This window comes from Mucilaginibacter sp. JRF, assembly GCF_015223065.1.
In the GTDB taxonomy this organism is placed as follows: Bacteria; Bacteroidota; Bacteroidia; order Sphingobacteriales; family Sphingobacteriaceae; genus Mucilaginibacter.
The window spans coordinates 102661-124903 of the sequence record NZ_JADFBY010000009.1; the positions used below are offsets into that span (position 1 = coordinate 102661).

Below are 22243 nucleotides of genomic sequence, written 5' to 3' on the forward strand. Positions count from 1 at the left end.
TGAACCCGGTGCTTTTTTGTTTTGTGCCGATGGCGAATAAATTTTGAGCATGTTTGGGTAATTGTTTAATTTACAGCCATCAACCAATTATAATATAACTATGAAACACAAGTACATTTACCTGCTGCTTACTTTACTGTTCAGCATTTCAACCGCGTATGCGCAAACCGGAAAAGGCTCGGTAGCTGATGTTGCTTTTATACAAGGTAACTGGAAAGCCATCACACCGGATGGCCGTACTATTGAAGGCTCGTGGTTGCCACCGCATGGCGAAAATATTTTAGGCTTTATGCGGATGATGAAAGGCGATAAGCCCGACCTGTATGAGATACTGGCCTACGAGCAAACCGATAAGGGGCTAACCTCAATGGTTAAGCACTTTCAACCCGGATTAATAGGTAGTGAGGAGAAAGACAAGCAAGATCGTTATGTATTTGTAGAAGCCACCAAAGGCCGCGCCATATTCCAAAAAGAGGGCGAGGAAACCCTGCGTATATTATACGAAAAACGCTCGGCCAACCAATTTGTAATAGCCCGCGGCAGCGAGCAGGATGGTAAATGGGTTTTTGTTGATCTGTTTGTGTTTAACAGGGTGAAATGATATTTTTAGGCATCGATCAGCGGCATGGCAGTCATTAAACAAAAACCGGGATTAAAATCCCTTATCTATTACTGTGTAACCAAATACCTGTTCTTCTTTTTTATTCTTGCTTTTATTAATGATCGATTTAAAACATTAGTAATAGATGCCGCTGCCGAAAGCGATCACGGAGTTTTCTATTATTTTATTGGATATGTATTGTATGTTCTTTTTGGCATTATCGGACCTGCATTTATTCTGTTGATATTGATGGGTTTATTGTTTGAGATAAGGAATGTGAAGTTTTTTATACCGGCATTTTTTGCTGTGCTGGTTATTGAATACTTTAACTATGTAAAGCTTTGTTCAAGCGATAATTTTGATAATATTAACATGGACGGAGTTTTGAATGGAGTGATAAGTGTTTTGTTTTTTATAGGTTTTTTTACAGGAAAAATACTTGGCAGAAGTAATTCTTCTGTATTTTGATCCGTCTTAAAAAAACTGATTCTATTTTTCAAAATGTCACTGACTACATTATCCCCAAAACAAATAGTACAACAATTCCTTGCTGAGGTACGTTCCGGTTTACATCCTGAAAATGCCGGATTATACATGGCCGATAAAATACTCGCCCATCAAATACAGGCCGAAAATCCGGTTACGGTTGAGCGCACGCCCGATAATTATACGGCACACATTAGGGAGTTTTTAGACTTATTTGGCAGGTTTGAGCTGGAGGTTACCGAACTGCTTGCTGATGGCGATAAAGTGTATGCCCGTTGGATACAAAACGGTATTCATACCAATGATATTGACGGATATAAAGCAACAGGGTTGCCACTTATTGAATATACCAGTGCTGTTTACCGTGTTGCTGATGGTAAAATAGTGGAATACTGGTTGCAAACAGATAGAAAAGGAATGGAGAGCCAGTTGACAAAGAATGAAGCGGCGAGAATTTAGACCCTGAACTCCAGTGGCGTATATCCCGATTGTTTTTTAAAGTAGTTGGAGAAATTGCCCAAATCATCAAAGCCTAAAGAGTAGGCAATGTCAGCAATGGTCCAGTCGGTTTGTTTGAGTAGTATCTTGGCCTCCTGCATAATGCGTTTGGTGATGAGCTGGGTAGTAGTATCGCCGGTGCTTTCCTTTAATACTTTGTTGAGGTGGTTTACATGAAGTGCCAGGCGGTCGGCATAATCTGTAGCCGAACGTAAGGCCAGTCGCTGATCAGGCGATTCAATGGGGAACTGCCTTTCAAGTAATTCAATAAAAATGGAGGTAATGCGCTGCGCGGCATTTTGCGATGTACCCAATGCCGACATGGGTTGCAGCTTTTGCCCGTAATGGATCAGCTCAAGCACCATATTTCGCAGCAGATCGTACTTAAACTTGTAATCGCTGTTTATCTCACGTAGCATCTTCCTGAAAATGTATTGTATCTCCTCGTTCTCCTGCTCGCCAAGCTGAAAAACAGGCAATTGCCCGGGCTGAAACAGGGGCAGATCATCCAGTATCACACCCGATTTACCCGGCGCTAAAAAGTCCAGCGTAAATATGCAGAACATACCTGCCTGATCGCTATCCAGCGGTAACCAATGGTAGGGTATTTTCGGTGTGGCAAATAATAGGGCATTGCGTTCAATATTGATCACCTTGTCTGCAAACTCGGCGCGACTTCTACCGTTGAGCCAGCTAATTTTATAATAAGCCCGGCGGCTGTAAGGCATTATGCGGTTACCGTTGTTTTTATCAAACAGCTTTTCGGTTTCAAAAACATTAAAGTGCCCTACGTCCTTGGCAATGTCCGTTGGCAATTGCGCCAGGTTGCGCCGGTAAAATTCTTCGAGGCTGGTAAAGAGCTCCATAGTGGTTTGTTAATATCAAATATACGTAAAACGCCCCTGTATAATTGTACAGGGGCATTTGCTGCTTTTACAATGCCATACCGCCCGACACCTCAATACGCTGACCGTTAACCCAGCGCGATGCCTCGGTACATAAAAATGCCACCACACCACCAATGTCCTCAGCCACACCCGGGCGACCTAAAGCCGTTACACTGCTGATGAATTTTTGCAGGTTTTCATCATTACGTAAATGAGCCCCGCCAAAATCAGTAAGTATTGCACCGGGGGCAACAATATTGGCTCTGATACCGCGTGGGCCTAACTCTTTAGCCAAATAGCGGGTAAATACCTCAATGGCACCTTTCATAGATGCGTATGCCGATGAGTTAGGTACGGTTACCCGGGTTAATCCGCTGGATATATTGATGATGCTGCCGCCATTGTTCAGGGTGCTTAACAGCTTCTGTGTCAAAAAGTAAACACCTTTAAAGTGGATGTTCAGCAGCTCATCAAAAAACTCCTCTGTAACATCGGTAATTGCCGAGTAGCCGCCTATACCTGCATTGTTTACCAGGAAATCAATGTTATCAGCATTAAACGCGGTATTTAGTGTTTGTTTAAGCTGACTAATAAAACCGTCGAAGCTTTTAATATCGCCTGTGTTTAATTGTAGCGCTGCCGCTTTCAATCCGCTTTGTTCAATTTGCTGAACAACGTCCTGCGCTTCTTTCTCTTTGCTATGGTAGGTAAGTATAACGTTAATGCCGTTTTCGGCCAGGCGTAAAGCCATGTCTTTGCCCAACCCGCGGCTGCCGCCGGTTACCAGGGCTATTTTATTGGTGCTTTCCATCGTCATGATATTTTATACCACAAAGATGGTGCTCAAACCACATCAGGCGTTTATAACAATCAATCCGTTATTTGTGAAATTCAAATAATCGATATTTTTTTACGGCAGTTTTTTCAGACCAATATCAGGCGCGGCCTTAGTCGCTGTCCGTTTAAAAAGCTGACCTATGGGAGTAACATCACTAAAAAAGCCACAATTACGCAGGTAGAATTTATTGTTCCCAACACCGCCCGAGTAATCAACCCGGTATGCTTTGCGCGCGGTATTATCGGCACTAAAACTGGCTTGGGTTATCTCCGTCCAGCGGCCGTTGATATCTGCTATCCATTGGTTGCCGTATTCGGCTTTTCGGGTTTCATCGCCGTGATCGGGTTCAAAGTTTTCGGCAAAGGAGTGCAGGCTTTTTAGCAGGGTATTGGTTTGCGGGCGCTTAAAGCCGGCTATCAAATGCCATAGTTTATCGGTTTTGGCCTTGAACCATGCCGTGAAAATGGTGGAGTTGCTTGAGCTATCAGGCTCGGCATGTAGTAAAAAACAGTAGGTAGCACCAGCCTTCCAGGGGTAAACCAGGTAGCTTTGCCCGCCCGAGCCTTCATTGCCAAACTCGCCGGTATGTACACCGGTGCCTTTTTTGATTAGCTTGATGCGTTTCTCCTCCGGAATGCTCGCCGGGTCGTCGGTTTCCTCCGGGCTCCATACCGAAAACAGTATGCGCCGCTCGGTAGCCGAGTTTACCTGCATGCCAAAATACCCAACAGAAAAGCCATTGGCCATAAAGTAGCTGCCAATTTTATCCATTCCTATTGGCGAACTTACCTCGTTGTAAAACCAGGAGGCACCCGTTTTCATTTCATCAGGCAAAGAATAGTTTAGGTGAACCGATGGCCCGCGGCGTCCCCAATGGAAAAAGTTACCCTCGTTGTTAACCACATAGTTTACATCCGATAGTGCGATGCCTTTAATGATCAGGCTTTTTATGTTGGCGAAAACGCTGCCCGTTTTGTTAATGCCACGTATCTCGGTTTTGGTATATCCGCTGCTGTCTACAGTGAATTGCCCCATGTCTACAGCATGCAAAGTAGCACTCTGTATTTTGCGAGTAATTTTGTGTTTGTTAACGGTTAATGATATTTCGCTGTTACCATTTGGTACGCTAAGTTCGAGCAGCAGGTTTAGTGAGGTGGCTTTTTTCGATCGGAAATAGATTGTGGTTATCGTGCTTGTGCTGGTCCAGTTTACCAAACCCTCATCGGTTATCTTCGCCTTGCCGCCATGTACCCAGGCATTGCCTCCAAGCGGAATAACAATATCGGCAGCCATTGCAGAAAAGCCGATACATATTAATAAGACTGATACGATGAACGATCTTTTCATAATTGCAGATGCTTAGGTGTTATTCTTTTGTGGTAGATGTATTGTCCGCAGATGCCCTTTCGCTGAGTTTTTTACGGATAGTGTACGCCCCGTACACAAACATGCAGGCAATAAATATGTAAACCCACACGGGTATGTTACGCCCGGCAATAATGATGTATACGTATGGAATGCTGAACGCCATAGCCGAAAACAGGATAGGTACCAGCACAGGTGCCTTTAACCTTGCCCGGTTAGCCGTCCATATCAGGCAGCCGATGAATGATGGCTTGCTGATGAGGTACAGGATGCCGAGCGTTAACGGGTCAACATCATATTCATCGCCAAAGGAGGTAAGCCAATCAGTAAAATCGCTAAAGTACTCTTGCATTTTATACAATGTTAACGGATAGAAAGCAGATTTTTGCTATCCGCCATAAAAAGATTGTGCAGTTGAAGTGGGAGAGAGGTGTAAAATAAAAAATCCTTTCGCCTATGGAGGGAAAGGATTTTTATGTTTTTGGAGCGAAAGACGAGATTCGAACTCGCGACCCCGACCTTGGCAAGGTCGTGCTCTACCAACTGAGCTACTTTCGCATTTTTTAAACCGAAACGTCTATCGGTTTGGGGTGGCAAATATAGAATTTTATAAATTAATAGTGAGAAAAATTTAAAAATTTTTGAGAGATGATTTTACATGCTTTTGAACCCGATTTGCATGTTGTTGTGAATTAAAAGGTTGTGTGTTTTTTATCAAATAAAATACGCCACCAACTGCTCCCATTCCTGTTGCAGCGATAGAGCAGGGTGGTTTTTCCCGGCCTTGCTATACCAATAATCAGCATTCCAAATATCACCCTCCTTACGGTGCAGGTAGGCGTGTACCCATGCCGATTCACGATCAGTAAGATGATCTATCAGCGAATGCGCCTTATGCCAATCGCCTTTGCCATCGTACCAAAGGCTTTGTAATTGTATTGATATACTATTGTTGGGCTGCTCGGCTTTCAGGGAGGTTTCGAATTCGGTTAATGTCATGGATGATTGTTTGGGGCTAATATCGATAAGTTGTCGTTGGAAGGCAAATTTATGGGGTATTGTCTGTGGTTGCACAATAACATCCAATTAGTTAGATAAAAAGCATAATACTACTACTGTTAATATTCACGTTATTAAATTCTCCCAAAAAAAGTCGTTATTATTCAACTTGTTGCAAGCATGCCACTTGTGATATCCAACCCTAATCACACCAACCCAAACAAACCTTCCAACTCCGACCACGGTAGCAGCAAAAGTAGTTTCAGTTTATTAGGCAAATAGCCAAAGTATTTTTTGAAGGCGTTGGTAAAGTGGGTGGCGTGTTTGTAGCCCATAAGTTCGGCTACGGTGGCTATTTTGTTGTTGGCGTTTAGCAGTAGTTGCTTTGAGCGTTCCATTTTGTACTGGTGCAGGTAACCAAAAACGGTGTTGCCAAAAACCTTTTTAAAGTTCTTCTTCAGGTCAAATTCGTTGGTGCCAACTTTATTGGCCAGCTCTTTTAAGGATAGGTCGGTGTTCAGGTCGTCCAGCAATATATCGCGCACCAGGTTCATCTTTTTAACATACAGGGGTACGTCAAGCTCTTTGTGTGCTGTAGTTGCATGATGCTCAAACTGCTCAAACTGTAGTACAAGCAGCTCGATCACCTTAGCCTGCAAGTAAAAGTTACGATAAACGCCTTTCTTACGGCAGGCCAGTATCTCATTTATCACTGCCGATATATTAGGCGTAAGGGCCAAATGGGTAGCGCTTAATATACCGGGCAGGTTATCCGCTATCTGTTGGTTCAGATCATCAAAAGCTGTATTGGGCGGTATGTATCTCTTTAAAAAATTAATGCTGATGCGTATACACAGTACTTCGTTATGTCCCTCGGCCTGCCATTGGCGAAACATGCTGTTATCGGTAAACAATATCAGGTTATGCTGATAGCCTTTCAGGTCGGGGTATTTTACGCCATTGCTGTTGCGCGCGGTAAAAAATAACAGGTTGGCTACAGGCTTCTCCACCACGGCGCCGCCCCATTCCTCATTGCCCGAAATATCAATTAGCTGACTGGTTATACTGCCCACCTTTCGCCAGAATAATATCTGCACGTGTTGCTGGTGCGCATGCTGTAGCTTGCGCGCAGTTTCTCCCTCTGCCGTTATTGATACTCCCTTTTGCGTCATGTTGTTGGTGGTGATGACTTATATCTTTGGAACAAAAATAACAGATTATTTATAATCTGTCTAAATAAAAACAACTATTATTGCAGCGTAAAAGGAGTAGACGCCAAAATACCGGCATTTATACCACCATTACATTACACATTGCACAACATTTAATGCCCTGTTAAATAAAATGAAAAAACTGTTTACCATGCTTTTTGTAGCTGCTGCCTTAAATGCCAGCGCGCAAAAAAACACCCTGCTCGAGCCCGCATTCTGGAAAGGCGAACCCGATGTAGCCAAAATAAAAGCCGAAATAGAAAAAGGTAATGACCCGGCGCAATTCACCGCCAACCATTTCGACCCGTTGGTTTATGCTATTAATGCCGGTGCATCAAACGAGGCTATTAAATTCCTTTTATCTCAACCTGGTAACGAGGTTACTAAGCTAACGCACGATGCCCGTACCTACTTGTTTTGGGCGGCTTCAAAAGGGAATGATGAAATAGTACAATATTTGGTTGATAAAGGCGCAAAGGTTGATCTGGAAGATAGCCACGGTTACACCGCCCTGAACTTCGCGGCATCTGCCGGTCAGCAAAACACCAAGGTGTATGATATCCTGATCGCCAAAGGAGTCGACTTAAAGAAAAGTTTAAATGACGATGGTGCAAACGTGCTTTTATTAGCCATAGCTAACGATAAGGATTTCAAACTGACCGATTACTTTACCGCCAAAGGCCTGTCACTCAACAGTACCGATGCACAGGGAAACACCGCTTTTAACTATGCTGCCCGTGGGGGTAACATTGAGCTGATGAACGCCCTGATCAAGAAAGGTGTAAAGTATACCGACAATGCCATGCTGATAGCGGCACAAGGTTCAAGGGGCGGCTCGAACGGTATCGAGGTGTTCAAGTATCTGGAAAGCTTAAAGATAAAGCCTAACGCCATCGGTAAAAATGGCGAGAACGCGCTGCATGCTGTTGTGCGCAGGCCAAAGCAAGCCGAGCTGATCAACTATTTTATATCAAAAGGAGTTGATGTAAACAAGGCCGATAACGAGGGTAACACACCATTCATGTTTGCTGCCGCCACCAATAACGATATTGAGGTATTGACCATGCTGACCGGTTTGGTTAAAAACATCAACCAGGTAAATAAAAAGGGGGTATCGGCATTGGCTATGGCCGTGCGCGGTAACTCGCCCGAGGCTGTTAGTTTGCTGCTAAGCAAAGGTGCCGATATAAACGTTACCGATGCCAATGGCGATAACCTGGCTTACTATCTGCTGCAAGCCTACGGCTCAATGCGTGGCCCATCAACCTTTGAACCTAAAGTGAAAATATTGCAGGACAAGGGCTTCAACTTTGCTGCTCCGCAAAAAAATGGCAGCACACTGTATCACCTGGCTGTGGCTAAAAACAACGCCAAGCTGCTGCAATGGATAGAGCCATTCAAGGTAGATATCAACGCCAAAAATAAGGATGGTTTAACCGCCCTGCACAAAGCCGCCATGGCAGCGCAGGATGATGAACTGCTTAAGCAGCTGGTAGCCAGTGGCGCCAAAAAGGATATAGCTACCGATATGAAAGAAACCGCCTACGACCTTGCGGCAGAGAACGAAACCTTATCAAAGAATAAAATATCAATTGATTTTTTGAAGTAATAACATGAATAACTTATATAAATTATGCCTTGTGCTGTTGTTGATCATTGCCGGGCCGCGAGCATCATTCGCTCAAAAAAGCACAAAGTATAAATGCCTTATACAGATGACCAATTACATGGGCGAGGGCGCTTACATCGTAGTATCATTAGTGAACAGCAAGGGCGCTTACGAGAAAACGTTGTACGTAATGGGTTCCGACAAAAAATGGTACCGCGATTTAAAGGAATGGCATAAGTTCTACAAAAGTAAGCCAACCAACATCAGCGCAATCACAGGTGCATCAGTAACCGGAGGCGACAGGAGTGTGAAGGTTTTGGAAATTGAGGACTCAAAGATAAACGCCGGTTATAAACTGCGTTTTGAAACCGCTGTTGAGGACAAGGAGTACTATGTGAAGGATCTGGAAGTTGACCTGACCACGGCAGGCCTTGCCGCCAAAACCGAGGGCACAGGCTTTATCAGATACGTGCGACTGAGCGCTAACTAATATCGTTATTCGAAATATTAAAATATGACTATTTCCGTATGGAGATACAGCCACTTAGCATTGGCTGTATCTTCTTTTTTATTTATAGCCCTGGCCGCCATTACCGGTTGTATACTTGCTTTTGAGCCTCTATCGCAAAAAACACAGCCTTACCGTACCGATAATTTTAGCCAAATAACCGTAGCGCAAACGCTGCCTGCAATAAAAAAGAATTTTACGGAAATAATTGATGTTACTGTAGATGCCAACCAGTTTGTAATTGTAAAGGGGATTGATACCGCCGGTAACGATGCTGGCGTATATGTTAATGCCCGCACCGGCCAAATACTGGGCGAACCTGAAAAGCCAAGCGAGTTTTTCCAGTGGGTGACCACCCTGCACCGCTCCCTATTTTTGCACGAAACCGGGCGTATAGTTATGGGCGTGGTGGCTTTTTTGTTGTTCCTGATAGCCACATCGGGCATGGTGCTGGTTATACAGCGGCAAAAGGGTTTAAAGCGATTTTTTAATAAAATAGTTAAAGAGGACTTTGCCAAATATTACCACGTGTTATTAGGGCGATTGCTGCTCATACCCATCATAATCATATCGGCAACAGGTACCTGGCTAACGCTTGATAAGTATAATGAAGATGCCGAAGTAAAGATCAAGCATAACATCGATTTTGATGCGCTAAAATCAGAACCGGTTAAGAAACTAACAGACTTCGCGGTATTTAAAACCACCAAACTTGCCGATGTTCAAACTATAGAATTCCCGTTCTCTGAGGATGTGGAGGACTATTTTACCCTGAAACTTAAGGACAGGGAGATAGTAGTTAACCAGATAACAGGCGAGGTGATCAGCGAGGTGCTATATCCTAAAAAGGTGTTGTTAGCCAACCTGAGTTTGAGTTTGCATACCGGTCGCGATAGCTTTATATGGGCATTGGTGCTGGCTGTTGCCTCGGCAAATATTTTGTTCTTTATCTATTCGGGCTTTGTGATCACGCTGAAACGCAGAACCGGCCGCATAAAAAATAAATACAAAGCCAGCGAGAGTAAGTTCATCATCCTAGTAGGCTCGGAGGGGGGCAGTACATTTACCTTTGCCAGGGCCATACACCAACAGCTTATTAAAAGCGGCGAAAAGAGTTTTATTACCGAGTTGAACAATTATAACGTTTTCGCCAGGGCGGAGCATATTGTTGTATTGACCGCTACGTACGGTTTAGGTGATGCGCCTACCAATGCAGCTAAATTTATCAAACTTCTCGACAAGCATCCGCAGCCAAATACGATAAAGTTCTCAGTGCTGGGATTCGGCTCAAAGGCTTATCCTGATTTTTGCCGGTTTGCGTTCGAGGCCAATAATGCCTTGTCGGCACAGCCCTGGGCTACACCTTTATTGGAGATCCATACGGTGAATGATCGTTCGCCTGCGGAGTTTAGCCAGTGGGCTGCGCTATGGTCGCAAATGGTTGAGGTGCCGGTTGAGATATCGCCTGATGTATTTAAACAGGATATCAGGCGATTGCAAACACTTTCGGTACTTGAAAAAACCGACATCGTGCATCCCGAAGAAACCTTTATGGTGCGCATGAAAACCCGGCGATCTGTAAAGTTCCGTTCCGGCGATTTGCTGGCCATTTACCCGGCAAATGATCACCGCGAACGCCTGTACTCCATCGGTAAAATAGGTAAGGATGTGCAGCTGAGCGTGCGCATGCACGAGCATGGATTGGGTTCGGGGTTTTTGAACGGGCTTAATTCGGGCGATGTTATCAAGGCCAAAATTGTAAGCAACGCGCACTTTTACTTTCCCGATAAGGCATCAAGGGTTATACTCATCTCAAACGGAACGGGTATAGCGCCATTTTTGGGTATGATTGATAGCAATAGCAAAAAGATAGATTGCCATTTATATTGCGGTTTCCCGCGCACAACTTCTTTCGATCTGTATCAGCAGCAATTGCTCCAAAATAAAACAGATAAAAAGCTGAGTAAGCTGAATGTAGCCTACTCGCGCGAGGGTGAAAAACAATATGTTAAACATTTGCTTGAGCGTGATGCCGGGTTGGTGTTCGATACCTTGCATCAAGGCGGTACACTAATGCTTTGCGGCTCACTATCTATGCAAAAAGATGTGATCGCCCTGCTCGAAACCATTTGCCATAACTACAACGGCCATGAGGTAAGCTATTACCAGGGCCGCGGCCAGATATTGATGGATTGTTATTAATTTATTGATAATCAATATATAGCTATAGCGGTCGGCTGTGTTTATGAACATGCCGGCCGTTGTTTTTTATCCCCTTATAGCCTATTCGGTATTTACGAAATACGGCTTGTAATTTCTCCCTTTAGCGTTACTTATTCTCCCGATGCCGTCATTGTCTGCTTCTATCTTTGCGGCAATCCATTATTATTTAGACTTATTACAAATAAGTTTCAGAAAAGAAACGCAATAAATGAAGCACTATTTACTCCTGATTATTTTTTCGTGCATATCAACCCTCGCGCTGGCGCAAACCGCAACATTATCCGGCCGGGTTACCGATCATAACAACAAGCCCGTTGATGGTGCTACCGTGGTGATCAAAGAGCTCAACAAAATGGCCGTTACTGATGAAGATGGCAAATACCAGTTTAACCAAGTTAAGCATGGCGAGTATACCATCAGCATTACATCAATAACCATACTACCCGAGGTTATCAAGGTTAAAGTTACCGGCGATAAGACAGTTGCCAACGCCCACGTAAAAGCCCCGAAAGATAAAGAGCTTACGCAGGTAGTAGTTCAGGCCAAAACCGAAAAGCGCAAGATAGAAACATCGGGCTTTGCCGTAAATGTGGTTGATACCAAGGAGGCTTCGCTGCGTAATTTACAGGTAAACGAACTGCTGAACAGAACGGTAGGGGTAAGGGTGCGCCAAAGTGGTGGTCTGGGTTCTGATGCTAATTATAACCTGAACGGTATGTCGGGCCGTGCCATCGGGATATTTATTGATGGTATCGAAATATCAACCTATGGCTCATCATTCAACCTTAATAATATTCCGCCCGCGCTTATTGAGCGTATCGAGATATACAAAGGCGTATTACCGGCGCACCTATCAGGCGACTTTTTAGGCGGCGGTATCAACGTCATCTTGAAGAAAGGCGGCATGCGCAGTAACCTGATCGCTTCGGCATCATACGGCTCATTCAACACCCAGCAAGCTGACCTTACCGGTATGTACCGCGACCCTGCAACGGGCTTCACCGTGCGTGGATCAGGCTTTTACAGCTACACCGATAATGATTACGAGGTATGGGGCCAGTTTGTACGTAACGAACAACCTAACGGCACCATGGTTGAAACCCGCGGCAAACGTTTTAATGATGCCTATCGCTCATATGGTGGTCGTTTAGAGGCTGGTTTTACCGATGTTAAATGGGCTGATAATTTCATCATCAACTATAACTACTCGCACACTTATGATGAGGTGCAGCATGGCCAGTACATGAGCAGGCCGTACATGGGCAGGTTTTCCAGATCGAACGCTAATGTTATCGGGCTGGATTATAAAAAGAACGACCTGTTTTTACCAGGCCTCAACTTTACATTTAACGGTGTTTACAGCGATAGGAAGCAATATATAGAGGATACGGTAAGCTATCGCTATAACTGGGATGGCAAGCCGGTTATAGGTATACGTGGGGAGCCATTACGCACCCTTGGTGGAGCACAACAAGGTGCGCCAACCATGAATACTATTGACAGGCAGATAGCCACCCTGCGATCAAGCCTGAGCTATAATGTAGCCGAAAATCATAAAGTGGTATTTAACCACATGTTTTACGTGGTTGACAGGCAGGATTTTGACGCGCTGCGCACGGTGCTTGAGCGTAATTATTTTTCAACCAGCGATCTGACCAAAAATGTTTCGGCCTTATCATACGAAGCGCAGCTATTTGACGGCCGTTTAATAACCAACCTGTTTGGTAAACTATATCAGCAAAAAATTGACAGGATGGACCCGATACAGCAAACAGTTAACGGTCAGCCTACACGTGTTGAACGGGTAACTACCGACAACAGGAATACTACGGGCTATGGTTTTGCAGCATCTTACGCGCTTAAGCCCAACTTTGTAGTGATAGCTTCAGCCGAGAAAGCGGTGAGAATGCCCGGCGAGTCGGAGATATTCGGTAACCAGGCCGATAACCTGTTGCCTAACCCATCCATTCGCCCCGAGATCAGCAACAACTTTAACCTGGGCGTACGTGCGGGTTCATATAACTTAAACGGACACAAAGTATCCGTATCGGCAGGTGGTTTTTTGAGGGATACCAAGGATAAGATCGTGATGCTGTCAAGCGACAGGGCCATTACCAATATGGAAACCTCTAACAACGTAAACCTTTCTGGCGTGCGTTCAATAGGTTTTGAGGCCGAAGTGAATTATGTTTTTCAAAAGCTTAATGTGGTGTTGAACGTGTCAAAATTCAATGCCTTGTTGCAAGATCCGGCCTCGAACTACGATGGCAGGCAGATACCTAATGAGCCGTTCTTTACCGGCAATGGTAATGTACAGTACAGGTTTGATGATGTGATCAGCAAAAAATCTATCATGAATGTGTACTACAACTTTGGCTACGTGCATCCATTTGAAACCATCTGGCAGCTAAGGCGCGATGAGTTCAATGTTACCCCAAGGCAATTTATTCAGGATGTGGGTATGAGCTACCGTTTCCCAAGCCAAAGGATAGTGGTAAGCTTTGATGCCAAAAACATATTTAACAAAGAGGCTTACGATAATTTTGCCGCCCAAAAACCGGGAAGGGCCTTCTACCTCAAATTGAATTACTCCATAAATAATCTGTAAAATAAAAGTGAATAAGAATATGAAAAAACAATTATTAAAACTCCTGATGGCAGGAGCCGTTGCAACTACCATGGGCATGGCAGGTTGCTCATCAAATAATGATGAAGTTACCCCGGGCGAAGACCTTGGCGATGCTGATAGATGGATCACTGTTTCGGGCGCGTTAATGGGTACAAACCCGGGCGACGGTAACGGCGGTACCATGGTATACTCGGTGAACGTTAACGATGCTAAAGATCCTAATAAATCAATCAGTGTATATGATGATGGTTTTCAGGTTAGGTCGCAACGTACTGCCCGCCTGCAATCATCAATAGATGGTAGCACCCTTTTTAACATTGCTTACACAGGCCCTAATGGTGGCGAGTTTTCAAAATACCAGGTAGCAGGTGGCGGTCAATTTAATGAGCTGGGCGATAAGGTGAATATATCAAGCTATGCAACAGCATCACCACGTTGGTTAAAGTTGTTTGATAACGACCAAACCGGTATCGCTGTTAATGTATCAGGCGTACAGATCACTACCGGCGCGAACGGAGCCTACGCTTATGCCAGAGGTACCTCAACAATATTATCATTGAATTTACAGCAAGCCGGTATCAAAACTTACGAGCAATATCAAATTCCGCTTTCGGCAGAGGAAGAAGCTCAGGGCTTTTACATCGGTCGTTTAGATGGCCCGGTATTGAACCGTGCAGGTGATAAGCTGATCATCGGTGTATCGCGCAGCAAATACGACCCTGCAACCGGCCAGTCAGACAATTCAGGTACAGTAAAGATCAGCTCAAAATCATTAGTGGTTGATTACCCTTCACTGAAAAATCCAAAGATCATTTCATCAACTGTTAGCCAGGGTAATACTAACGGTTACCGCAGCTTTAACGCGTTTTTGGCTGAGGATGGCAACATTTACCAGGCTACGCAAAATGGCCTAAACGGTTCACACATCCTGAAAATTGGTCAAAACAATGAGTACGATAACAGCTACGTATTTAGCCTTGACGCTGCTTTAGGTGTAACCGGTACTTATGTTGATGCCTGGAGATATGCAGGTAACGGCATAGCTTACGTAGCTTACAGTATTGCCGACGCTGGTGGTTATATTGCCCGTGTTGACCTTAACGCGCGCACAGCTACCAAAGTAGCCATACCAGAGGATGCAGACCTGAGCTTTGGCCAATACCAGGGCTTTGTAGTTAATGGCGACGAGGTTTTTGTAGCTGTAACTCCTGTTGGTAAAGATGGTAACATCTACATCATGAACAGCCGTACCGGTGCCTTAACCAAAGGCGCTAAACTGGTTAACAAAACCGGTAACCACTACATTGGCGTGTTCTAAGAAATAATAACAAGCTCTAAAAATAGAAAAGGGTATCCAAATTATTGGATACCCTTTTCTATTTAGTTGATAGTTCTTTTACTGGCATTTATGCACCCATGCATCCAGATCACGCTTTTTCAGGATGATGGTATAGCCCAAACCAGCGGCAGCAGGGCAGTACTGCGAATCAAATGTTTTTTCGGATGTTTCGTCGTTATACTCAGTCGAAAACACGGGCTTCTTGAGATCGATGTATAATTTCAAATCGTTTTGCCAGCCTTGTTTAAAGGCATCCTCGGTAAGTGCCCAATCAAATTTTGAGGCATATTGCGCGGTGATATCCGGTACGTTCTTTTGGCCGATACCCAAGCCGTTGCTGTGCGCCAGGGTTATCAAAAAGTCGATATACCTTTTGGTGTCCTCAATGCTGATGTTAAATCCGGTTGTGTTGGAGTAACTATCCAGGTTATCAGGTTCAATAGCATCAAAGCCTTTTTTGAGGATCATGTTAAAACGTGAATTAAGCCAGGGTTTTAATTTCTCGATCTGGCGTATATCCAGCCATTTTTCGTGCGGCCAATCATCATATTTTTTGCCTACCACCTCTTTAGGTAACAAGGAACCATCAGGCCTGTCATCCTCAAAAGTACCAACAGAAAGATAGGCGATCACCTTTTTACCCTGTGCGTGCAGCGCCGCAACAGTTTCGGCAGATGTGGTAAAGGCATCAACATCAACCACGTTGCCGCTAAAGGTATTTGATGAGCTGATGTCGTCCAGTTCCCAATCAAAGCTTACACCTGCTGTTGGTTGCCACCAGGTTGTTTTGTCGCCGGGTAATTCGGTGGGGTCTACGGTGTTAGTTGTATCGTTTTCTGCGGAGCCTTTTTTACAGGCAGTGGCGAATATTAGAATTAGGAATAAACTCCAGGTTTTATGGTTGAACATGTGTAACAAATACTTTGTACCATAAACGGCAATTGCATCACAATTGTATAAATGTGTAAAATAAATGTTACATGGCTTAGCCCGTTCACCAATCAATTTGCGCTATAGCAGTAAAGGAATGACTGCTAAACCATTCCTTTACAATATTTATCCCAATAAGAGATCAGTAGTTTTTGACCAAATGGCGTAGTGCCGCCTCCCATAGATGGAGTCGGGGTGAATTCACCAAATACTGCGCCGTCGTTTGTAGCGTAAAAATCTATCCGTACAAATATTTGGTACACGCGGCTCATGGCTTTTGCCTGGCGCAACATCTCCGCAAAACACTGAGGTTGATTTTGATATTGAGCCGGTGGGTATTTTTCGATCACGCGTTTCATGGGCACCCAGTTTTCATCGTAAAAGGCGCTGTAACCTTCTGACGGGCTTAAACGGTCAATCACCCAAATACATGCTACCTCGCCATTAAAGCAAAAGAATTTATAATCAGTAAGTATTTCATTTTTACCATTCTCGTTCTTTAAGAATTCCTCGAACAAAAACTCCAGGTGCGGGTTTTGTGCGACTTCCTTTTTAAGACACTCCCTGATCTGCTGTTCTGTATAATGCTTTTTATCAAATAGATTGAAATCCTTTTTCATGATAAAAACCATATTTGAGGAGTGACCCACTGTTGGCCTGATCACATAGTTTTCGGGCAAAATGCTAAAGTCAACACAATCGATATTCCGTCCTTTCCAGTAAGTTTTAGCTGTTTTGCAACCAAGTTTCGCTGCAAATTCCTTAGCGTTACTCTTGTTGCTCAGTTTACGTTGCCAGTCGGCGGCGTCCATCCAGTTTGAGAATGAATCATCAGCCTGCAAAACAGTATTTCTAACAATTTCGGCAGTAGGGGTATTCCAAAAATGATTGTGACGTGCCCTTATACGAGCCGGATATGCACCATTGTAATCGAGATAGGCTTTTAGGTAGTTTAGCATGAGGTAGGTTTTAATTTATTGGTTAAATTTAATTCCTCAAATTTTGCATATTTATAATTAAAACAATAGTAGAATGCTCTATTGGTAATTATTTGTTCCAAAAACATTAAATAGATAGCAAATTAGCACAGCCCCAAATTCAATATAAATTTGAGCCGGATTGCATAAATTAATTATCTACAGCTATTAAAAATTGATTAGATTTTCTTGGGATGCTGAGGTGAAGAAATTTTAGATTGTGGATTGAGGATTGTAGATATTTTTTGAAAAAAATATTGAGTTTTGGTGAGTTGATTTTATCAAAATAACAGTGTGAAGTTCAGTATTATCTGACGGTTCAGGCAGAAATTTAAATGTTTCTTTAAAAAGAGTGTAAAAGCGACGTAGATTTTGATAAAATTAATTGGGCTTTTAGATTTTTCTAGAAACTTTCTTGCTAATTATTAATTGTTTTTTAATTAATAACATAGCGCATATTGTTACCTCGATTTGCCCATACTTCTCACTTTTGTGATTTTTGGGATCATCTATTAGGTGATTTGGTAAATAAAACCCTTTTAATAAAAAAGCCGTAAGCCAAACACAAGTTTAACTTACGGCAATCAATTCTTTACAGAGAAACCGGTGATTAGCTTTGCTCTATTTGTTTTAAGCTATCCATCTTTTTATAGGCCAAAAAGCCTTTGATGTCCTCAAAATGTTCGCGTACGCGTTTGTTACCAAACTCGAATACCTTTTTAACCAGTCCGTCCAAAAAGTCACGGTCGTGCGATACCAATATCAGCGTTCCGTCAAAGTCTTTCAAGGCATCTTTAATAATGTCCTTGGTTCTCATGTCGAGGTGGTTGGTCGGCTCATCAAGTATCAGTACGTTTACCGGTTCAAGCAATAGTTTTATCATGGCCAAACGTGTTTTCTCGCCTCCTGATAATACTTTTACCTTTTTGGTAGTATCGTCACCGCTGAACATGAATGCGCCCAACAGATCTTTGATCTTGATGGTGTTATCGCTTAAAGGTATCTGGTCGATGGTATCAAACACGGTCAAGTTTTCATCTAATAACGATGCCTGATTTTGTGCAAAGTAGCCGATCTTGGCATTGTGGCCCACTTTTAATGATCCCTCAAAATCTATCTCGCCCATTATGGCTTTGATCATGGTTGATTTACCTTCACCATTTTTACCCACAAAAGCTACTTTTTCACCACGCTCTATCACCATGGCCGCTTTTTCAAATACTACATGGTCGCCATATTTTTTAGTTAGATCTTCTACCATTACCGGGTACTGGCCGGAACGTGGCGATGGCGGGAATTTTAAACGAAGTGCCGAGGTATCAACCTCATCTATTTGGATGATCTCCAGTTTCTCCAACATCTTTACACGCGATTGTACCTGTAAAGTTTTAGAGTACGTACCCCTAAAACGGTCAATAAACTCCTGGTTATCGGCTATAAAACGTTGCTGCTCCTCGTAAGCCTTTAGCTGGTGTATGCGGCGGTCGGCACGTAGTTGCAGGTAGTGGGTGTATTTGGCCTTATAATCATATATCCGCCCCATGGTAACTTCGATGGTGCGATTGGTGATGTTATCAACAAAGGTACGGTCGTGCGAGATAACCATTACCGCCTTAGCCGAATTGATCAGGAAATCTTCCAGCCATTGAATACTCTCAATATCCATGTGGTTGGTAGGCTCATCAAGTAGTATCAGGTCAGGCTTTTTCAAGAGTATTTTAGCCAGTTCGATACGCATACGCCAGCCACCCGAAAACTCCGAAGTTTGGCGGGTAAAGTCCTTGCGCTCAAAACCAAGTCCTTTCAATACCTTTTCAACCTCGGCATCGTAATTAACTTCCTCCTGCGAGTAGAATTTTTCGCTCAATTCAGATACCCGCTCAATCAGCTTCATGTAATCATCGCTCTCGTAATCGGTACGGATGGTAAGCTGTTCATTCAACTCGTCCAGTTCTTTTTGCATTGAGCTGGCCTCGTCAAAAGCTTTCATCGTTTCTTCAAAAACGGTAACATGATCCTTGGTAAGTAAATGCTGCGGGAGGTAAGCTATCACTACATCCTTGGGGCCGGTTACATTACCGGTGGTAGGCTTAGAAGCACCGGCAATAATTTTGAGGATGGTTGATTTACCCGCGCCATTTTTGCCCATCAGGGCTATCTTATCATTCTCGTTGATAGAGAAGGTTACATCACTAAACAAGGTGGTTCCGCCAAACGAAACGGAGATGTTATTAACATTGATCACAGTATGGAATATTGAATTTGGCGCAAAGATAAGTCAACCACCATCAAGTATGTACGCCGAATACTTCTTTATTTTTGCAGCAGCTGGCGCTTTACCCGGCTCAGAGTATCCTTAGTAATACCAAGATAGGCAGCGATGATATGCTGCGGAAATCTTTCGACCAATGCCGGATAGCACTCCACAAAATCCAGGTATTTCTTCTCGGCTGTAGCGCTTATGGTTGAGGTTAGCCTGCGTTGATTGGCAATATAGTTTCGCTCGTCCAGCTGGCGCATCATTTCGCCTATAATTCTTGTTTTTTTCAGCAGTTCCAATATGTTAGCACGGGTAACCAAAAGCATATCGGTATCTTCCCAGGCGTCAATATGGTATTGGCTCGGCGAGCCCATCACCCAGCTTTCACGATCGCCCATCCACCAGCCTTCAACACCAAGTCTTACAATATGTTCATTTCCCTTATCGTCAACCGAGTATTGCCGCATGGCGCCTTTTACAATTAACGCGAAGTATTTGGATTGATCACCGGCCTGCAACAGGTATTGCCTCTTTCTAAGCTTAGCCGGGACAAAGGCCTGCCTGAAAAGTTCCTTTTCCTCCTCGGTAATTGGGGGGCAATCAAATCTGTTCAAATACTCAAAAAAAGCCTCGTGCATATAAAAACCGCCTGTCTGTTTTAATATTAAAATATGGTATTAAGTAATAATTGTTTGCTTAAACAAATGTACAACTATACACGCATTTCTTTAGTAGTACTATAGCTGTTATGGTTTAATCAATTGAAAGCCTTTTTGTTGTGGTGTTTTAAGGCTTTCGTCTAATGTCGGCAAAACCAAATATATAGATATAAATCTACCTTTTTTTTCGACAAATATCATCTTTCGCTTTTAGGCGGATCATCAACTTTGCTTTTATCAAATACCCGGCCGGTAAAATCGCATTCAATTTTTTAAATCATCATACAAACTCAACATTATGCAAAACAATGTAAAAACAGGTCTTGAAGCCCTGCTGCGTCCCGAAGACAGTATCCTGGTATTGATCGATCATCAGCCTTTCCAGTTCTCTAACCTGAACAGTCATGAACCTACCATGATCATTAATGCTGTTACCGGAATTTCAAAAGCGGCTAAGATATTTAATGTACCAACCATACTTACCACTGTTGTTGAAGAACGTGGTGGCTTGATCATTAAACAGATACAGGACGTATTTCCGGAGCAGAAGCCGATAAACCGTACCTTCATCAATACCTGGCAAGATCCTGCCGTTACCGATATTGTTGCCGCAAGCGGCCGTAAACAACTGATAATAGCCGGTTTGTGGACGGAGGTATGTGTGGCCATGCCTGCAATTCAGGCAGCGGGCGAAGGTTATGATGTATTTGTTATTACTGATGCCAGTGGATCGGTAACTGCCGAAGCGCATGATATGGCTGTACGCCGTATGGTACAACATGGCATTACGCCAATTAACTGGGTAGCTGTAACCTCTGAGTGGCAGCGCGATTGGGCACGTCTTGATACCGCGACCCAATTATCAAGCCTGATGATAGAGCATGCCGGTGCTACCGGTGTGGCTTATGCCTGGGAACAACAATTACTGGCAACACCTGTACCTGCACAATAATAAATTCTACACATCAACATCCTGATTTATTTAGGGTGTTGATGTTTTTCTGTTCACAACAATCACATCTACTATTAAAAACATGAACCAGCAATTGATCCAGATAATTGAAGATAACCTGCACCAGGTGTGGAACGAAAGGGATGCCGAAGCAAGGTTAAAGACTATTGAAAGAATTTATGCTACGGATGCCACCTTATATCATTTTGGTGATCAGGTAACGGGGCATGATGCCATTAACGAAAGCGTTACGGCTGTGCAGCAAAGCCTGCCTCCGGGCTTTGAGTTTACCCTGCTTAAACCGGTTTTGATCAATCACGATATAGGCCGGGCCATTTGGGGAGCAGGGCCAAAGGGGCAATCGCCGGTATCTACCGGGATGGATATTGCCCGCTTAGAAGATGGCAAGATCAAATCACTTTACGTTTTTCTTGAAAGCTGATTAATCACAATAAAACCAATTAATAAATAAACATTCAACCTAATTCGAGATAAACAAATGACCAATAAAGAAATAGTGGAACAGGCAATGAAAGCCTTTTTTGTTGACCGTGACCACAACGCCATTGAACGTTACTGGCACAAAGATTACGTGCAGCATAACCCATCAATGATCAACGGGCATCAGGGTTTGAGAGATATCCTGAAAAACAGTATTGATACCGGCTTCCAATGGATTCCCGGTATTTTTGTAGAAATTAATAACCTCGTTATATCGCATAGCCGGGTTCAAGGCTGGGGGCCAACACCGCTTATTGTGGTTGATATTTTCAGGTTTGAGGACGGAAAGATTGCGGAACACTGGGATGTGGTACAGGAAGAAGTACCCACCTCAAAAACCGCCAGCGGTAACCCCATGACATCATTTAACTATAACGCTGAGGTATGATGAATAATTTAATTGGCAACAAGTTCCTGGCTGATTTGGGAGCGTTCAAGGCTGAGCTTTACTTTGAGTCGGAGCAATCATTGATATTCAAGATTATAGAAGGCGGTGGGCCGGGCGAACCGGGGCATACCGAAAAGGTACAGATCACCATAGCCGAGGTACGCCCGCGAGTATACATGGTTGCATGGAAAGAAGCCACGGGAGCAACAGTTACCCATGTTGAAGATCATGAAAACGGCATCCTCTACAGCAATGCCACCTTGCCTGATGGTAGCTTTTACCCGATGAAAGGGACTATCAGCCCATTGTAAAAACCACATAATAACAACACAAAAACTAAATATTCAATGTAGTTATTTCGGATACAACACCACTGAATTATC

The 22243-nt window shown here is 43.6% G+C and carries 22 protein-coding genes and 1 tRNA gene; 12 read left to right on the forward strand and 11 right to left on the reverse strand.

The genetic code is table 11. The annotated features are described in order from the left end of the window. Positions 1-100 precede the first annotated feature (100 nt). Genes IM792_RS18190 through IM792_RS18200 form a run of 3 tightly spaced genes read left to right on the forward strand, consistent with a single transcriptional unit; the run spans position 101 to position 1546 of the window. On the forward strand, positions 101-601 hold the full coding sequence (locus IM792_RS18190; protein ID WP_194103332.1) for a DUF6265 family protein: 501 nt from the start codon (positions 101-103) through the stop codon (positions 599-601). A 24-nt stretch (positions 602-625) separates the two neighbouring features. Then, positions 626-1069, forward strand: coding sequence for a hypothetical protein (locus IM792_RS18195; protein ID WP_194103333.1), 444 nt, complete (start codon positions 626-628; stop codon positions 1067-1069). A 33-nt stretch (positions 1070-1102) separates the two neighbouring features. Next, positions 1103-1546: an ester cyclase gene (locus IM792_RS18200; protein WP_194103334.1), complete on the forward strand. Its 444-nt coding sequence runs from the start codon at positions 1103-1105 to the stop codon at positions 1544-1546. Here the strand turns inward: IM792_RS18200 and IM792_RS18205 are convergent. The 7 genes from IM792_RS18205 to IM792_RS18235 form a co-directional block, all read right to left on the reverse strand. Next, positions 1543-2451 (reverse strand): response regulator transcription factor, encoded by a 909-nt coding sequence (locus tag IM792_RS18205; RefSeq protein ID WP_194103335.1) that lies wholly within the window; start codon positions 2449-2451, stop codon positions 1543-1545. The genes IM792_RS18200 and IM792_RS18205 overlap by 4 nt on opposite strands. A 67-nt stretch (positions 2452-2518) precedes the next feature. Beyond that, entirely contained in the window at positions 2519-3283 is a 765-nt protein-coding gene (locus tag IM792_RS18210; protein WP_194103336.1) for an SDR family oxidoreductase, read from the reverse strand. Positions 3284-3382: 99 nt separating this feature from the next. Next, positions 3383-4657 carry a DUF3472 domain-containing protein gene (locus tag IM792_RS18215; RefSeq protein WP_194103337.1) on the reverse strand — a complete coding sequence of 425 codons (1275 nt, stop codon included), beginning with the start codon at positions 4655-4657 and terminating at the stop codon, positions 3383-3385. 19 nt (positions 4658-4676) lie between these two features. Continuing rightward, entirely contained in the window at positions 4677-5027 is a 351-nt protein-coding gene (locus IM792_RS18220) for a hypothetical protein (RefSeq protein ID WP_194103338.1), read from the reverse strand. 130 nt (positions 5028-5157) lie between these two features. Further along, a tRNA-Gly gene (locus IM792_RS18225) sits at positions 5158-5233 on the reverse strand. Between the two features lie 156 nt (positions 5234-5389). Then, entirely contained in the window at positions 5390-5674 is a 285-nt protein-coding gene (locus tag IM792_RS18230) for a hypothetical protein (RefSeq protein WP_194103339.1), read from the reverse strand. Positions 5675-5880: 206 nt separating this feature from the next. Continuing rightward, a complete protein-coding gene (locus IM792_RS18235) occupies positions 5881-6846 on the reverse strand; it encodes an AraC family transcriptional regulator (RefSeq protein ID WP_194103340.1) in 966 nt (321 codons plus the stop codon). A 172-nt stretch (positions 6847-7018) separates the two neighbouring features. Here IM792_RS18235 and IM792_RS18240 point away from each other — a divergent pair, with 172 nt between their 5' ends. The 5 genes from IM792_RS18240 (at position 7019) to IM792_RS18260 (ending at position 15172) form a co-directional block, all read left to right on the forward strand. Beyond that, positions 7019-8494, forward strand: coding sequence for an ankyrin repeat domain-containing protein (locus IM792_RS18240; RefSeq protein ID WP_194103341.1), 1476 nt, complete (start codon positions 7019-7021; stop codon positions 8492-8494). A gap of 4 nt (positions 8495-8498) precedes the next feature. Continuing rightward, positions 8499-8984, forward strand: coding sequence for a DUF2271 domain-containing protein (locus IM792_RS18245; RefSeq protein ID WP_194103342.1), 486 nt, complete (start codon positions 8499-8501; stop codon positions 8982-8984). Positions 8985-9008: 24 nt separating this feature from the next. Then, positions 9009-11204 (forward strand): PepSY domain-containing protein, encoded by a 2196-nt coding sequence (locus tag IM792_RS18250; RefSeq protein WP_194103343.1) that lies wholly within the window; start codon positions 9009-9011, stop codon positions 11202-11204. Between the two features lie 229 nt (positions 11205-11433). Beyond that, positions 11434-13833 carry a TonB-dependent receptor gene (locus tag IM792_RS18255; RefSeq protein ID WP_194103344.1) on the forward strand — a complete coding sequence of 800 codons (2400 nt, stop codon included), beginning with the start codon at positions 11434-11436 and terminating at the stop codon, positions 13831-13833. Positions 13834-13852: 19 nt separating this feature from the next. Further along, positions 13853-15172, forward strand: a complete 1320-nt coding sequence (locus tag IM792_RS18260) for a hypothetical protein (RefSeq protein ID WP_194103345.1) — start codon at positions 13853-13855, stop codon at positions 15170-15172. Positions 15173-15250: 78 nt separating this feature from the next. Here the strand turns inward: IM792_RS18260 and IM792_RS18265 are convergent, their stop codons facing one another. The 4 genes from IM792_RS18265 to IM792_RS18280 all read right to left on the reverse strand — a co-directional run bounded on the left by IM792_RS18265 (position 15251) and on the right by IM792_RS18280 (position 19974). Then, positions 15251-16102, reverse strand: coding sequence for an endo alpha-1,4 polygalactosaminidase (locus IM792_RS18265; RefSeq protein ID WP_194103346.1), 852 nt, complete (start codon positions 16100-16102; stop codon positions 15251-15253). A gap of 125 nt (positions 16103-16227) precedes the next feature. After that, complete coding sequence (locus tag IM792_RS18270) at positions 16228-17082, reverse strand: ATP-grasp fold amidoligase family protein (RefSeq protein ID WP_194103347.1); 855 nt, start codon at positions 17080-17082, stop codon at positions 16228-16230. Positions 17083-17710: 628 nt separating this feature from the next. Continuing rightward, positions 17711-19345, reverse strand: a complete 1635-nt coding sequence (locus tag IM792_RS18275) for an ABC-F family ATP-binding cassette domain-containing protein (protein ID WP_194103348.1) — start codon at positions 19343-19345, stop codon at positions 17711-17713. A gap of 68 nt (positions 19346-19413) precedes the next feature. After that, positions 19414-19974, reverse strand: a complete 561-nt coding sequence (locus IM792_RS18280; protein WP_228085249.1) for a Crp/Fnr family transcriptional regulator — start codon at positions 19972-19974, stop codon at positions 19414-19416. 343 nt (positions 19975-20317) lie between these two features. On the opposite strand from IM792_RS18280, the gene IM792_RS18285 reads away from it, so the two are divergent. The 4 genes from IM792_RS18285 to IM792_RS18300 all read left to right on the forward strand — a co-directional run bounded on the left by IM792_RS18285 (position 20318) and on the right by IM792_RS18300 (position 22171). Further along, on the forward strand, positions 20318-20971 hold the full coding sequence (locus IM792_RS18285; protein ID WP_194103350.1) for a hydrolase: 654 nt from the start codon (positions 20318-20320) through the stop codon (positions 20969-20971). An 82-nt stretch (positions 20972-21053) separates the two neighbouring features. Beyond that, a complete protein-coding gene (locus IM792_RS18290; RefSeq protein WP_194103351.1) occupies positions 21054-21413 on the forward strand; it encodes a nuclear transport factor 2 family protein in 360 nt (119 codons plus the stop codon). Between the two features lie 57 nt (positions 21414-21470). Continuing rightward, positions 21471-21860 carry a nuclear transport factor 2 family protein gene (locus tag IM792_RS18295; protein ID WP_194103352.1) on the forward strand — a complete coding sequence of 130 codons (390 nt, stop codon included), beginning with the start codon at positions 21471-21473 and terminating at the stop codon, positions 21858-21860. Continuing rightward, on the forward strand, positions 21857-22171 hold the full coding sequence (locus IM792_RS18300) for a phenolic acid decarboxylase (RefSeq protein ID WP_194103353.1): 315 nt from the start codon (positions 21857-21859) through the stop codon (positions 22169-22171). The genes IM792_RS18295 and IM792_RS18300 overlap by 4 nt, the downstream gene beginning before the upstream one ends. The last annotated feature ends 72 nt before the right edge of the window (positions 22172-22243 follow it).